The sequence below is a fragment of the Elioraea thermophila (ex Habib et al. 2022) genome (assembly GCF_003336755.1).
Taxonomy (GTDB): Bacteria; Pseudomonadota; Alphaproteobacteria; order Acetobacterales; family Acetobacteraceae; genus Elioraea; species Elioraea thermophila.
Window position 1 is genome coordinate 169595 of the sequence record NZ_QMDI01000002.1, and the last position, 14341, is coordinate 183935.

Genomic DNA, 14341 nt, shown 5'->3' on the forward strand with positions numbered 1-14341 from the left:
GTCGATCAGGGATGGCGGACCATAGCCTCGCGCACCGGTGCCGTCACCCGACGAGCCGCACCACCCAGTCGACGACGCGCAGCTGGATCAGGTCGTTCCAGGTGGCGAGCACGAACAGGGTGAGCAGGATGGCGAGGCCCCCGCGGAACGCGTACTCCTGCGCCCGCGGCGGCAAGGGTTTCCCGCGCACCGCCTCGTAGGCGTACATCACGAGGTGCCCGCCATCGAGGATCGGGATCGGGAACAGGTTGATCAGGGCCAAGTTGACGGAGAGGAGAGCGATCAGCGCGACCAGCGGGCCGATCCCCCCTGTGGCCACTTGGCCCGACAACTGCGCGATGCGCAGCGGACCACCCAAGTCCTCGGTGCCGCGCGTGCCGGCGATGATCTGCCACAGCGCGACCAGCGTCTGTTCGGTGATGCGGATCGTTTCGCCGGCACCGGCGGCCACCGCGCTCAACGGGTCGAGGCGCCGCACCTCCGGCACGCCCCCGGCCACGCCGAGCAGGCCGATGCGCGTGACGTTGCCGAACCGGTCGGAGACCTCGCGCAAATCGGGGGTGGCGGTCAGTACGAGGGGGCGGCCGTCGCGCTCGACGGCAACACTCAGCGTTTGCTCGGGCCGAAGACGGACGATCGCCTGGACGTCCTCGAAGCGGCGGATGGTCCGGCCGTCGATGGCGACGATGCGATCGCCCGGGGCGAGGCCTGCCCGTTCGGCCGCGCTGCCGGGCTGCACCGCGGTGACGATGGGGGCGGTGTCCGGCCGGCCCGAGATGCTGTAGGTCGCGGCGAGCAGGACGGCGGCGAGCAGGAAATTGGCGAGCGGGCCCGCGGCCACGACCCAGGCACGTCGGCCCACACTCTTCTCGGCGAAGGTCTGGCCGTGGCGCCACTCGGGCAGCGGCAGGCCCTTCTCGCGCGCCTCGGCCTCCAGCCGCGCGCGGTCCTCCGGGCTCTCCGCCCCGTGCAGCCGAACGTAGCCGCCGAGCGGGATCCAGCACACCTTCCAGCGCGTGCCCGCGCGATCGGTCCAGCCGAACAGTTCGCCGCCAAAGCCGATCGAGAAGGCTTCGACGTGGACGCCGACGGAGCGGGCAGCCAAATAGTGCCCGAGTTCGTGGACGAAGATCAGCACGCCGAGGACGACCAGGAACGGGCCGATCGTGCCGAAGGCGCCGCCGAGGACATCGAACACGGCTTAATCTCCTTGCGAAAAGAGGTTCAGGCGACGACAAGATGGCGAGCCAAATCGCGCGCCACCTCCCTGGCCTCGCCGTCCGCCGCCAGCACCTCGTCCAGGGTATCGGCCGAAGCGGCCGCGAATCGCTCCAAGGTCGTTTCCACAAGGGCCGGAATGCCGAGGAACGGCAAGCGATCGGCCAGGAAGAGCTCGACCGCCACCTCGTTCGCCGCGTTCAGCACCGTCGGCGTGATGCCACCTGCCGCCAGCGCGGCTCTGGCCAAGCGCAGACAGGGGAATCGTTCAAGATCAGGCGGCTCGAACGTGAGCCTGCCAAGGCGCGCGAGATCGAGCCGGCGCGCCGGCACCGCCATCCGCTCCGGCCAAGCGAGGGTATGGGCGATCGGCACGTGCATGTCGGGCGGCCCCATCTGTGCCAGAAGCGACCCGTCCACGTACTGCACGAGGCCGTGCACCGCCGCCTCCGGGTGGACGAGCACGTCGATGCGCTCAGGCGGCACGGGGAAGAGGCGGGCGGCTTCGATCACCTCCAGCCCCTTGTTCATCATGGTGGCACTGTCGATGGTCACCTTCGCCCCCATGCGCCAGACGGGGTGCCGGAGCGCATCCTCGGGCCGGATCGTGCGCATCCGTTCGAGCGGCCAAGTGCGGAAGGGACCGCCCGAGGCGGTCAGCACGATCCGTTCCACCGTGCCGGGTGCCGTCCGGTCGAGAGCCTGAAAGATGGCGTTGTGTTCGGAGTCGGCGGGCAGCAAGACCGCCCCGGAGCGTTGCGCCGCCGCCAGGATTAGTGGCCCAGCGCAAACCAGAGTTTCCTTGTTCGCGATGGCGACGATGCCGCCGGCCTCGACCGCAGTCAGGGTCGCGCGCAGCCCCGCCGCGCCGACGATGCCGGCCATCGTCCAATCCACCGGCGCGGCGGCCGCGTCGAGCACCGCCTCCGGTCCGGCTTCCGCGACGATGCCGCTGCCGGCAAGCGCCTCCTTCAGCGCCGGCCAAGCGCTGGCGTCGGCCACCACGCAGCGCTTCGCCCGCACGCGACGCGCCGCCTCGGCCAGGGCCAGGGCATTGCCGTTCGCCACCAGCGCCTCGACCTCGAACTGCCCGGGGGGTGCCTCGGCGATCAGGTCCAGCGTGGAGCGACCGATGGACCCCGTCGCGCCGAGCACGTTCACGCGCCGCGGCCGGCGAGTCAGGTCAGCCACAGCACCCTCCCCTGTCCCGTCGCGAGCGAAAGCAAGGCAGCCACCGGTGCCGCGGCGATCAGGCCGTCCGCCCGATCGAGCAAGCCGCCGTGACCGGGGATGAGGCGCGAGCTGTCCTTGACCATGAAGCGGCGCTTCATCCAGCTCTCGAACAGGTCGCCCGCCTGCGAAGCCGCCCCCACGACCAGCGCGATCGCCGCGGCGAGCAGGACCGAGCCCAGCCCCGCGAGAAGCCAAGCCGAAGCCAAGCCGACGACGAGGGCAGAGGCCAAGCCGCCGCCCGCTCCCGCCCAGGTCTTGTTGGGGCTGATCCGCGGCGCCAGACGCGGGCCCCCGACCAGGCGCCCGGCCAGATAGGCGCCGATGTCGGAGGCCCAAACGACCAAGACGACAAAGAGGACATTCGCTCTTCCCGCCGCACTGTCGGCACGCAGCCAGACGAGGCCGACCGCGGCGAGTCCGATATACACCACGCCGGCGGCAAGCCACACCGCGGCGCGGTGCTGCGCTTCGGTCAGCGCGATGCGCTCGACCAGGAGCCAAGCGAGCACGGTGCCGAGCGCGAGCGCGGCCAGGGCCGCCTGCCAGAGATGGAAGCCCGCGCAGATGCTGGCGGCGAGCAGCGAGGCGCCGACCGCCGTGCCCGGCAAGGCCCGCAGCCTCAGACCGCACAGGTGGACCCATTCCCAGGCGAGGATCGCGCTCGCCACCCCGACCAGGAGAGCGAACCACGGCGAACCGAACCAGATCGCCGCCAAGGCGAGCGGGCCGAGAACGAGGGCGGAGGCAAGGCGCAGACGGAAGTCGGCGAAGCGGCGCGGCCGGGCGGGTTGCGCGTCCTGCCCCCCAAGTGTGCCGTTCACCGCGCCCCCCGAAGAGAACGGGCGCGCCCCGCCTCAGCCGAGACGACCGCCGAAGCGCCGCTCCCGCCGGGCAAAGGCGGCGAGCGCCTGGGCGAAATGCTGCGGGCCGAAGTCCGGCCAGAGCACGTCCAGGAAGACGAACTCGGCGTAGGCCGCCTGCCAAAGCAGGAAGTTGGAGAGCCGCTGTTCGCCCGAGGTGCGGATGACGAGGTCGGGGTCGGGCATGCCGGAGGTTTCGAGGAAGCCGGCGAAGGCCGTCTCGTCCAAGGCGTCGGGGTCGAGCCGGCCGGCGGCGACCAGGGAGGCCGCGCGCCGGGCGGCAGCGGCGATCTCGCCACGCGCGCCATAGGAGAGGGCGATCACCAGGTTGAGACGGTCGTTCGCGGTCGACTCCGCCTCCAAATCCTCGATCAGGCGACGCAGGCCGCGATCGAGTCGTGTCCGATCGCCGATCATGCGCAGTCGCACGCCGCGATCGATGAATTCGCGCATGTGCTGCTCGATGCCCTGGCGCAAGAGGCCCATCAGCCCGTTCACCTCGAAGGCGGGGCGCCGCCAGTTCTCCGAGGAGAAGGCGTAGAGGGTGAGCCAGGGAATGCCATGGGCGAGGGCGGCATCGACAGCCCGGCGGGCCGCTTCCGTTCCCTCGCGATGACCGGCGAGCACCGGCAGGCCGCGCGCCGCTGCCCAGCGCCGGTTGCCGTCCATGATGATGGCGACGTGCTGGACGGCGACGTCGGAGGCGAGGGCGGCAACGGCCTGGGCGGCGGGAAGCGGCGCGTTCATGGCGCGGGGAAATGGCGGGCGATCAGGGCTGTTTGATGTCCGCTTCCTTGGCGGCCAGTGCCTCGTCCACCTTGCGGACGTAGGCATCGGTCAGCTTCTGCACTTCCTCCGCCCAGTCCCGGTGCAAGTCCTGGCTGATCTCGCCCTCCTTCTCGAGCTTCTTCAGCGTCTCCATCCCGTCACGACGGACACCGCGGATGGCCACCCGGGCGGCTTCGGCATAGCGCGCGGCGAGCTTGGCGAGTTCGGCCCTCCGCTCCGCCGTCAGCGGCGGCAGCGGCACGCGGATGAGCTGGCCATCGGAAGCGGGATTGAGCCCGAGCCCCGCCTCGCGGATCGCCTTCTCGACGGCGCCGACCGCCGAACGGTCCCACACCTGAACGGTGAGCATGCGGGGCTCGGGCGCGCCGATGGTGCCGAGCTGTGTGATCGGCATCTCGGTGCCGTAGACCTCGACCTTGATCGGCTCGAGCAGAGCGGGCGTGGCGCGGCCGGTCCGCAGCCCCGCGAATTCCTTGCGCAGCGTCTCCAGAGCGCCCTCCATGCGGCGCTTCAGGTCGCCCGTGATGTCTTCCAGTGTCGGCGGCGCCTTCGCCATGTCCAACCCTTTCCTGCCTCACACCCCAGGCTTCGTTCGACCCTCCGTGCCGCGGCCCCCGCGCTCAGGCGGCAGCATCGGCGACGAGAGTGTAGATTCCCTTGCCGCGCATCACCGCGGCGAAGGCCCCGGGCTCATGGATCGAAAAGACGATGATGGGAAGCCCGTTCTCGCGCGAGAGGCTGATCGCCGACGCATCCATCACGGCGAGATCCCGCGCCAGCACGTCGAGATAGGTCAGGTGGTCGTAGCGCGTGGCCGAGGGGTTCTTGCGCGGATCGGCCGAGTAGACGCCATCGACCTGGGTACCCTTCAGCAGGACGTCGCACCCCGTCTCCACCGCCCGCAGCGCCGCGGCGGTATCGGTGGTGAAGAACGGGTTGCCGGTACCGGCGGCGAAGATCACCACCCTCCCCTTCTCCATGTGGCGGATGGCGCGGCGGCGAATGTAGGGCTCGCAGACCGAAGCCATGGGGATCGCCGATTGCACGCGCGTCTGCAGGCCGAGCTTCTCGAGCGCGTTCTGCACCGCGAGCGCGTTCAGCACGGTGGCGAGCATGCCCATGTAATCGGCCGAAGCCCGCTCCATGCCCGCCGCGGCACCGGAGACGCCGCGGAAGATGTTGCCCCCGCCGATGACCAGGCACACCTGGACGCCGAGCTCCACCACCTCGGCGATGTCGCGGGCGATCCGCGCCACCGTCTCGGTGCAGATGCCGTACTCGCGCTTGCCCATCAGCGCCTCGCCGGAGACCTTGAGGAGAACGCGGCGGTAGCGGGGCGCATCCTCCATCGGGCTGGTCTCCTCGGGCATGCCTTCCTGGCCTCGCGGCGGCACGAGCCCTCCGCCCGGCCGGTCGCCGGCCGCGCTCAGCGGGCGGCGGCGGCGACCTCGGCGGCGAAGTCCTTCTCGTCCTTCTCGATGCCTTCGCCCAACTGGTAGCGGACAAAACCGGTGATTGTCATCCCCGCCTTGGCCAGAACGTCCTTCACCCGGCTTTCCCCGTCGTGCACCCACAGCTGCTCGAGCAGCACGACCTCCTCGTAGAACTTGCGGATCCGACCCTCGACCATCTTCTCGATGATCGCCTCGGGCTTGCCGGAGGCGCGCGCCTGGTCGGCGAGCACGGCCTTCTCGCGCGCAAGCGCGCTCGGGTCGACGGAGGCGATGTCGAGATAATCGGGCCGGGCGGCGGCGATGTGCATGGCGAGCTGGCGCCCGAGGCTTGCCCGCGACTCGGGCGTGCCGCCGGAGAGGGCCACCAGCACGCCGATCCGGCCCAAGGACGGCTTCAGGGCGGCGTGCACGTAGGTGGCCACCGACCCGCCCGCCGGGGCAGCCAGCACGGCGGTGCGCCGGATGGTCATGTTCTCGCCGATGGTGGCGATCAGCCGGGTCAGCTCCTCGGCGACCGAACGCCCGGCGCCGGGATAGGCCAGCGCCTTCAGCGCCTCGACGTCGCCCCCCGCGTCGAGAGCGAGCCCGGCACAGGTCTCGACAAAGCCCTGGAAGGTCTCGTTGCGGGCGACGAAGTCGGTCTCGGCGTTGACCTCGATGATCGCCGCGCGATCGCCCGCCTCGCGCACCCCGACCAGGCCCTCGGCTGCCGTCCGACCAGCCTTCTTCGCCGCAGCCGCCAGGCCCTTCTTGCGCAGCCAGTCGACCGCCGCGTCGAGGTCGCCCCCCGTTTCGGCCAGCGCCTTCTTGCAGTCCATCATCCCGGCCCCGGTCTTGTCGCGCAGCTCGCGCACCAGTGCCGCCGAAATCTCGGCCATCCTCAGGTCCCCTCGTGCAGATCTCTCGGTGTTCTATCCCGGTCAGTGCCGGGTCGCGCTCTCCTCGGCCGCCTCGGCAGGCTCGCCCTCTGGCGTGCCGGCGCCTTCGTCAGCGAACCCGGCCATCTCCTCCACCGGCGGCAAGGTCTCGGGCGGCAGCTCCTCCGCCGCGCCGATGTCCACCCCCGAGGCCGCCATCTCGGCCGAAATGCCGTCCAGCACCGCGCCGGCGATCAGATCGCAGTAAAGAGAAATGGCGCGGATCGCATCGTCGTTGCCGGGGATGGGGTAGGTCACGCCGTCGGGATCCGAATTGCTGTCGAGCACCGCGACCACGGGGATGCCGAGCTTGCGCGCCTCGTCGACCGCAATCCGCTCCTTGTTCGTATCGATGATGAACAGGATGTCGGGCAGCCCCCCCATCTCCTTGATGCCGCCAAGCGCGCGCTCGAGCTTGTCGCGCTCGCGCATCAGGCCGAGCAGCTCCTTCTTGGTCAGCCCCGTCTGCTCCTGGACGAGCTGCTCCTCGATCGCGCGCAGGCGCTTGATCGAGTTCTGGATCGTCTTCCAGTTCGTCAACATGCCGCCGAGCCAGCGGTGATTGACGTAGTACTGCCCGCACCGCTTGGCGGCCTCGGCCACGATGTCGGCGGCGGCGCGCTTGGTGCCGACGAACAGCACGCGCCCCCCGCCGGCGACCACGTCGCGCACCGCCTGCATCGCGCGCTGCAGCAACGGCACCGTCTGGCGCAGGTCGATGACGTGCACCTGGTTGCGCACGCCGAACAGATAGGGCGCCATCTTCGGGTTCCAGCGCCGCGTGTGGTGGCCGAAATGCACGCCCGCCTCGAGGAGCTGGCGAAGGGTGAACGAGGGCATGGCCATGGGGCGGGATCCTTTCCTTCCGTCGTCCGGTTCTGCCTCCGCGGCGCCGCGCGGTCGTGGGGGGGCCACCTACGCCCCCTCCCCCGCCGCACCGGACCCCGGGGTTTGCGGCCCGGGAAGGTCACGCCGCGTGTGGATTTCCCGCCCGAGGCGGACCCCGGCCGGGATGGCGCGGGAGATACAGGGGTGGAAGGCTTCGGGCAAGGGCCGGGCGCGCGTGGGAGGTCAGACGACGATGCGGCCTTCCTTCAGGCGCAGCGTACGGTCCATGCGCGACGCCAGGTCGGGGTTGTGGGTGGCGATCAGCGCCGCCGTCCCTTGCGAGCGGACCAGGGAGAGGAGTTCGCCGAACACCACCTCCGCCGTCTCCAGGTCGAGATTGCCGGTGGGCTCGTCGGCCAGCAGGACCTGCGGGCGGTGAGCGAGTGCCCGCGCGATCGCCACCCGCTGCTGCTCCCCGCCCGAAAGCCGCGCCGGGCGGTGGCGCAAACGCCCGCCGAGTCCCAGCGCCTCGAGCAGGCTGCGCGCCCGCTCGCGCGCCTCCGCCTTCGGCCGCCCGGCGATGATCAGCGGCATCGCCGCGTTCTCGAGCGCGTCGAATTCCGGCAGCAGGTGATGAAACTGGTAGACGAAGCCGATCACGCTGCGGCGCAGGGCCGTGCGCGCGGCATCGTCGAGCGCCGTCGCGTCCCGCCCGGCGATGATCACGCGCCCCGCATCGGCCCTCTCGAGCAGGCCAGCGATGTGGAGGAGGGTGGATTTCCCCGCCCCCGACGGTGCGACGAGGGCGACGATCTCGCCCGCCGCGATGGCGAGATCGACCCCGCGCAGCACATGCAGGCTACCCTCGCCGGTGCGGAAGCGACGTTCCACACCGGCGAGCCGAAGCACCGGCTCACTCATAACGCAGCGCTTCCACCGGATCGAGCCGGGCGGCGCGGAAGGCGGGATAGAGGGTGGCGACCAGCGAAAGCCCCAAGGCCATCAGAGCGACCTCGACCACCTCGCGCGGATCGACCACCGCGGGAAGCCTGGAGAGGAAGTAGATCTCGGCCTGAAAGAGCTCCTGTCCCGTCAGCCCCTGCAGCCACTGCCGGATCGATTCGATGTTGAGCGAGAAGACGAGGCCCAAGGCGACGCCGATCAGCGTGCCGACGACGCCGATCGCCGCCCCGCACATGACGAAGATGCGCAGGATCGCGCCCTTCGTTGCCCCCATGGTGCGCAGGATGGCGATGTCGCGCCCTTTCTCCTTCACCAGCATGACGAGCGAGGAGACGATGTTGAAGGCAGCGACCAGGATGATCAGGGTGAGGATGAGGAACATCACGTTCCGTTCCACCTGCACCGCCTGGAAGAACGAGGAGTTGGCCTGCTGCCAATCCAGGAGGCGGATGGGTGTGCCGGTGAGCGCACCGCGGATGGCGTTCGCCACCGCCCGCACCCGTGTGGGGTCCTCGACGAACACCTCGATCTGGGTGGCGCCCGGTTCCTGGAAATAGATCTGCGCCGCCTCGAAGGGGAGGAACACGTAGGCGCTGTCGTACTCGAACATGCCGACCTCGAACAGCGCGACCACGGTGTAGGAGACGATGCGCGGCACGGTGCCGAAGGCCGTCACCTGCCCCTGCGGGGAGACGAGCGAGATCCGATCGCCCACGGTGAGGCCGAGGCGCGAGGCGAGACGGGTGCCGATCAGGATCGCGTCCGTGCCCTCGAAGCGATCGATCGAGCCGGCGAGGATGTTGCGCGAGAGGATGGCGCGCGCGGCCAGATCCTCGCGCCGGATGCCGCGGGCGAGCACGCCCGACGCCCCTCCCCGCTCCCCCGTGGCCAGCACCTGGCCCTCGACGATCGGGATCGCCTGAACGACGCCCGGCACGGCGCGGATCCGGCGTGCGAGCTCGTCGTAGTCGGTCAGTGCCACGCCCGCGCCGTACACGCCGAGATGGCCGTTGAGGCCCAGGATCTTGCCGAGCAGCTCCTGGCGAAACCCGTTCATCACGCTCATCACGATGATCAGGGTCGCCACGCCGAGCGCGATGCCGGCGAAAGAGAAGGCGGCGACGACGGAGACGAACCCTTCCTGCTTGCGCGCGCGCAGGTAGCGCAACGCCACCATGCGCTCGAAGGGACCGAACATCGAAGGGTTCAGCCGATCAGCCGCTCGAGCACCGCATCACGGTCGAGCTCGTGGCGCTCGCCGCCCTTGCGGCGCTTCAGTTCGACCATGCCGCCGGCGGCACCCTTCGGCCCGACGATGACCTGCCAAGGGAGGCCGATCAGGTCGGCATCGGCGAACTTCACCCCCGCCCGCTCCTCGCGGTCGTCGTAGAGGACCTCGACGCCGTTGGCGCGCAGCCGGTCGTAGAGGTCGGCGCAGAGCGCATCCGTCGTCGCATCGCCGACCTTGAGATTGAGCAGGGCCACCCGAAACGGCGCGACGCTTTCCGGCCAGATGATGCCGGCCTCGTCGTGGCTTGCTTCGATGATCGCGCCGACCAAGCGGGAGACGCCGATGCCGTAGGAGCCCATTTCGGGGTGCACGGGTTTGCCGTCCGGCCCCTGCACGGTGACGTTCATCGCCTCCGGCCCCGAATACTTGGTGCCGAAATAGAAGATGTGCCCGACCTCGATGCCGCGCGCCGCTACGCGCTTCTCGGGCGGGATGGCGGCGAACGCCGCCTCGTCGTGCTTCTCGTCGGTCGCCGCGTAGAGCGAGGTCCAGGAATCGACCAGAGGCTGGAGGTCGGAGTCGTAGTCGACGGCCTCGGCCAGGATGTCACGCTCGACGAGATCGCGGTGCACGAACACCTGGCTCTCTCCCGTCTCGGCCAGGATGATGAACTCGTGGCTGAGATCGCCACCGATCGGCCCCGTCTCCGCACGCATCGGGATCGCCTTCAGACCGAGCCTGGCGAAGGTGCGCAAATAGGCGACGAACATCTTGTTGTAGCTGCGCCTGGCGCCTGCCTGGTCGAGATCGAAGGAGTACGAATCCTTCATCAGGAACTCGCGTCCGCGCATGACGCCGAAGCGCGGCCGCACCTCGTCGCGGAACTTCCACTGGATGTGGTAGAGCAGCACCGGGAGCTGGCGGTAGGACTTGACGAAGGCGCGGAAGATGTCGGTGACCATCTCCTCGTTGGTCGGGCCGTAGAGCAATTCGCGATCGTGACGATCACGGAAGCGGAGCATTTCCTTGCCGTAATCGTCGTAGCGACCGGATTCCTTCCAGAGCTCGGCCGGCTGGATGGTCGGCATCAGGATCTCGTGGCAGCCGGCGGCATCCTGTTCCTCGCGTACGATGCGCGCGATGCGCTCAAGCACCCGGAAACCCAAGGGCAGCCATGAGTAGATGCCCGCCGCCTGCTGCCGGATCAGGCCCGCGCGCAGCATCAGCCGGTGCGAGACGATTTGCGCCTCGGCGGGCGTTTCCTTGAGAGTGGGCAAGAAGTAGCGGGACAGTCGCATCGTCGGGCTGCGTCTCCGGTGTTCGGGAGCGCGGCACAGTAGTGCGGATTCGCCGAGGCGGAAACGGCGCCCGTGCGCGGATCAGCGGAGGGCGGCGGCGCAGGCCGCAGCGAGACCGCCGGCGGCGTCGGCCGGAATCGGCCGTCCGTTCAGGAACAGGGTGCCGTTCTCCACCGTGATCACGCCGATCGGGAGTTCGGGCTTCAGTTCGTCCGGCAAGCCGAGGCGGCGCCGAAGATCGACGGAGAGGGCAATGACGAAACGCTCCGGGATCACGGTCGGAGCGGGGGCAAGATCGGCCGGAGCGACGGGCCGGCCGCGCACATCGATGCCAGAGCGATAGGCCACGTCCGCCGCCGGAACGTGACGGGCGATCAACCGACATTCGGCCGCAGTGACGGTTTGCGCTTCGGCGCCCGCCGCGAAGGCCAGCAGAGGTCCGAGCGTTGCCAGGCGCCAGCGCAAGGGATCCCCGATTTCTTCACGAATCCGTTGGGAAATCGTTTGCAGACATATGGACCCATCGTTGCCAAACGGTTAAGCAAAAAAAGGGGCCGCGCGGCGGTGCCGACGCGGCCCGAGTTCAGGGAGGAAACGCCAGTCACACGGCAGGAAGAGGACGACCCTCTTCCTGCCGCTTATTTTGGCACCATCCCAAAGCAAGGCAATGAGGAAAACGGCCTTGACGATGGTTTTTTACGCATGTCGTGGCTCAACTTGCTCATTTTTTCGGCCTACTGCGCGCGGAATGAGCGAAGAGCCGCCCATCTTTTCATCGCCCCCCTTTCCCCCTGAGCGAGCCATCGATCTGCGTGAGCAGTCAGTAGGGCGACCGGCACTCCGGGACGGGCGTCAAGCCCAACCGAGGAGCCCGATTACGCCGGGTCGCGGAACGAAATCACCCCGCTCTCGACCACGAGCCAGATCACGCCCCAGACCAGCGCCGAGATCACGGTGGTGAGGACGATCTTGCGCCAGAGCAGCGGGCGTTCCGGCGCGCCAGGGAAGTGTTCCGGTCGCTCGGGCGAGGCGACTGGCCTCGTCCACAACGGCAGGACGGCGAACAGCACCGTCCACCAAACGAGCACATAGACGACAAGACCGGTGAACCACGTCACGGCTCAGGCCACCCTGAGCACATGCACTTCCACCGCAGGCCGCTTGGGGCCGACCAAACGACGCAACAGCGATCGCAGGGCCCCCCGCGCCGCCTCGCGCAAGGCATCGTCGTCCCGCCGCACGGCAAGCGGCAGCGAGGCGACGGCAGCCGCCAACTCGTCCGCAAGGCTGGCGGCCGCACCGTTCATCGTCACGTCGAACACGCCCGGGGCCGACACGACAGGGCGGCCGAGGAAGCGTCCCGCCGAGTCGGCGACGAGAGAGGCCACCACGAGTCCGCTGTCGAGCATGCGCCTGCGGGCATCGAACACCTCGCTGGAGGACGGCACCAGACGCTCGCCGTCAACCGCGAGCTTACCGTGGGCGACGTGGTCGATCACTTCGACCGGCTCGGGCGACAGTCGAAGCACGTCGCCGTTGTCGATCGCGTGCGGGACGGCGCCGAGACTTCGGGCGAGTTCGGCATGTTCCGTCATGTGCAGCCATTCGCCGTGCATCGGCACGACGTGACGCGGACGCACCAGCGCATACAGGCGACGCAACTCGTCCCGCGCAGGGTGCCCCGAGACGTGGACCATGTGGTCGCGTTCCGTCATCACGCGCACGCCGCGTCGTGCCAGCGCCTCCTGCACGCGGTGGATGGCGCGTTCGTTGCCGGGGATCATCCGCGAGGAGTAGATCACCGTGTCGCCCTCACCGAGGGCGACGTGCGGGTGCGTATCGGCGGCGATCCGCGACAGCGCGCTTCTGGGCTCGCCTTGGCTGCCGGCGACGAGGAACAGCACGGCGTCGTCGGGCAGCGACCCTGCATCCTCCTCGTCCACCAACTCGGGCAGGTCGCTGAGATAGCCCACCTCACGCGCGGCGGCGATGACGTTGCGGAAGGCCCGCCCGACCACCGCCAGCGTCCGGCCCGAGGCGGCAGCGGCTCGCGCGATCGACTCGATGCGCGCGACGTTGGTGGCGAAGCAGGTGATCGCCACGCGCCCCTCGAGGCTCCGCACCAGCGCGATCAGGTTGCGGCGGACCTCAGCCTCGCTGCCGGAATGTCCCTCGACGAGCGCATTCGTGCTGTCGCAGACGAGCACGTCGACCCCCTCCTGCCCGAGGGCCGCCAGGGCAGCCTCATCCGTCGGTGGGCCGACCAGGGGAGAGGGGTCGAGCTTCCAGTCCCCCGTGTGCAGGACGGTGCGGCCCGGCACCCGGATCGCGACCGCCTGCGCCTCCGGCGTCGAATGCGCCATCCGAATGAACCGCAAGGAGAATGGTGGCAGCTCGAGCCGCCCTCCCGGTTCGTAGACGACGAGCGGCGCGCGCCCGGCGAGGCCCCGCTCGCCCAACTTGCGACGCAGGATGGCGGCGGCGAACGGCGTGGCGTGAACGGGACACTCGAGCTGCGGCCACAGCCAAGCGACCGCGCCCAGATGATCCTCGTGCGCGTGGGTGATGACGAGACCGACCAGCTGTTTCCGCCGTTCCGCGATGAAGCCGGGATCGGGGACGAGGATCTCGAATTCGGGTGTCGATGTGTCGCCGAACGTGAGGCCGCAATCGACCGCAAGCCAACGCCCGTCGAAGTGATAGAGGTAGAAGTTGGCGCCGATCTCGCCGACCCCGCCGAGCGGGACGAAGGCGAAGCAGCCGGAATCGAGCCTCACGCCGTGCCCCTCGCGTTGCGTTCAGCGAGGAGAACGAGCCCCTCGAGGGTGAGATCGGGAACGATGTGCGCGATCACGGAGGTTCCGTCCGCGAACAGTGGGGCCAGCCCGCCCGTGGCGATGACGGTCGGGCTCGCGCCGAGTTCAGCGGCGGTGCGCTGCACGATGCCCTCGATCAGTCCGACATAGCCCCAGAAAATGCCGGATTGCATGGCAGGAACGGTCGAACGCCCGATGACGGAGGCTGGCCTCGCCACGCCGACCCTCGGCAGGGCAGCCGCCGCCCGATGCAAGGCCTCGAGCGAGAGATTGATGCCTGGAGCGATCACGCCGCCGATGTAGTCACCCTCCGCATCGACGACGTCGAAGGTCGTCGCGGTGCCGAAATCGACCACGACGAGCGGACGCGGAAAGCGCGCACGCGCGGCGAGCGCGTTGACGAGACGATCGGCCCCGACCTCGGCCGGGTTATCGGTTCGGATGCGGAAACCCCAGTCCAGGGCCGCCGTCGCCACCAGCGGCTCAACGCGGTAGCGGGTGGAACAGAGCCGACGCAGGTGCCACAGCGCAGCCGGCACCACGGACGCAATGACGGCGGCATCGATGTCGGCGGGAGAGAGGCCTTCCCAGGCCATGACCTGATGCAACCAGGCGGCATATTCATCGCTTGTCCGTTCACCGATGGTGGCAAGCCGCCACTGCCCCCGCCAGGTGGTGCCATCCCACACGGCGAACACGATGTTCGTGTTGCCGGCATCGATCGCGAGCAGCAC

The 14341-nt window shown here is 69.4% G+C and carries 16 protein-coding genes; 1 reads left to right on the forward strand and 15 read right to left on the reverse strand.

The window, feature by feature from the left end; genetic code table 11:
* Positions 1-43: 43 nt before the first annotated feature.
* From rseP to DWB05_RS02655, 12 genes are all read right to left on the reverse strand, one after another.
* Positions 44-1198 carry an RIP metalloprotease RseP gene (gene rseP / locus DWB05_RS02600; RefSeq protein ID WP_114374751.1) on the reverse strand — a complete coding sequence of 385 codons (1155 nt, stop codon included), beginning with the start codon at positions 1196-1198 and terminating at the stop codon, positions 44-46.
* 26 nt (positions 1199-1224) lie between these two features.
* Positions 1225-2409 (reverse strand): 1-deoxy-D-xylulose-5-phosphate reductoisomerase, encoded by a 1185-nt coding sequence (gene dxr / locus DWB05_RS02605; protein WP_232818364.1) that lies wholly within the window; start codon positions 2407-2409, stop codon positions 1225-1227.
* A complete protein-coding gene (locus tag DWB05_RS02610) occupies positions 2397-3272 on the reverse strand; it encodes a phosphatidate cytidylyltransferase (protein WP_114374753.1) in 876 nt (291 codons plus the stop codon). The genes dxr and DWB05_RS02610 overlap by 13 nt, the downstream gene beginning before the upstream one ends.
* 33 nt (positions 3273-3305) lie before the next feature.
* The gene (uppS, locus tag DWB05_RS02615) at positions 3306-4058 is read right to left on the reverse strand and encodes a polyprenyl diphosphate synthase (protein WP_114374756.1); all 753 of its coding nucleotides are present in this window, start codon (positions 4056-4058) and stop codon (positions 3306-3308) included.
* A 22-nt stretch (positions 4059-4080) separates the two neighbouring features.
* Positions 4081-4656, reverse strand: coding sequence for a ribosome recycling factor (frr, locus tag DWB05_RS02620; RefSeq protein ID WP_114374758.1), 576 nt, complete (start codon positions 4654-4656; stop codon positions 4081-4083).
* Positions 4657-4720: 64 nt separating this feature from the next.
* Entirely contained in the window at positions 4721-5449 is a 729-nt protein-coding gene (pyrH, locus tag DWB05_RS02625) for a UMP kinase (protein ID WP_114374760.1), read from the reverse strand.
* A gap of 77 nt (positions 5450-5526) precedes the next feature.
* A complete protein-coding gene (gene tsf, locus DWB05_RS02630) occupies positions 5527-6432 on the reverse strand; it encodes a translation elongation factor Ts (RefSeq protein WP_114374763.1) in 906 nt (301 codons plus the stop codon).
* Between the two features lie 42 nt (positions 6433-6474).
* On the reverse strand, positions 6475-7317 hold the full coding sequence (gene rpsB, locus DWB05_RS02635) for a 30S ribosomal protein S2 (RefSeq protein ID WP_114374765.1): 843 nt from the start codon (positions 7315-7317) through the stop codon (positions 6475-6477).
* Positions 7318-7542: 225 nt separating this feature from the next.
* Entirely contained in the window at positions 7543-8220 is a 678-nt protein-coding gene (locus DWB05_RS02640; protein ID WP_114374767.1) for an ABC transporter ATP-binding protein, read from the reverse strand.
* Positions 8213-9460, reverse strand: a complete 1248-nt coding sequence (locus DWB05_RS02645) for a lipoprotein-releasing ABC transporter permease subunit (protein WP_114374770.1) — start codon at positions 9458-9460, stop codon at positions 8213-8215. Before DWB05_RS02645 ends, DWB05_RS02640 begins: the two co-directional genes overlap by 8 nt.
* An 8-nt stretch (positions 9461-9468) precedes the next feature.
* Complete coding sequence (gene proS, locus DWB05_RS02650; protein ID WP_114374772.1) at positions 9469-10791, reverse strand: proline--tRNA ligase; 1323 nt, start codon at positions 10789-10791, stop codon at positions 9469-9471.
* An 81-nt stretch (positions 10792-10872) separates the two neighbouring features.
* Positions 10873-11139 (reverse strand): hypothetical protein, encoded by a 267-nt coding sequence (locus DWB05_RS02655; protein ID WP_157967045.1) that lies wholly within the window; start codon positions 11137-11139, stop codon positions 10873-10875.
* A 15-nt stretch (positions 11140-11154) separates the two neighbouring features.
* Between DWB05_RS02655 and DWB05_RS14565 the strand changes: the two genes are divergently transcribed.
* Positions 11155-11586 carry a hypothetical protein gene (locus DWB05_RS14565; protein ID WP_157967046.1) on the forward strand — a complete coding sequence of 144 codons (432 nt, stop codon included), beginning with the start codon at positions 11155-11157 and terminating at the stop codon, positions 11584-11586.
* Positions 11587-11666: 80 nt separating this feature from the next.
* Here DWB05_RS14565 and DWB05_RS02660 read toward each other — a convergent pair whose 3' ends face one another.
* The 3 genes from DWB05_RS02660 to DWB05_RS02670 are packed head-to-tail and all read right to left on the reverse strand — an operon-like array spanning position 11667 to position 14341.
* Positions 11667-11909: a DUF1467 family protein gene (locus DWB05_RS02660; RefSeq protein WP_114374777.1), complete on the reverse strand. Its 243-nt coding sequence runs from the start codon at positions 11907-11909 to the stop codon at positions 11667-11669.
* 3 nt (positions 11910-11912) lie between these two features.
* Positions 11913-13568, reverse strand: a complete 1656-nt coding sequence (locus DWB05_RS02665) for a ribonuclease J (RefSeq protein ID WP_114374779.1) — start codon at positions 13566-13568, stop codon at positions 11913-11915.
* Complete coding sequence (locus DWB05_RS02670) at positions 13565-14341, reverse strand: type III pantothenate kinase (protein WP_114374781.1); 777 nt, start codon at positions 14339-14341, stop codon at positions 13565-13567. Before DWB05_RS02670 ends, DWB05_RS02665 begins: the two co-directional genes overlap by 4 nt.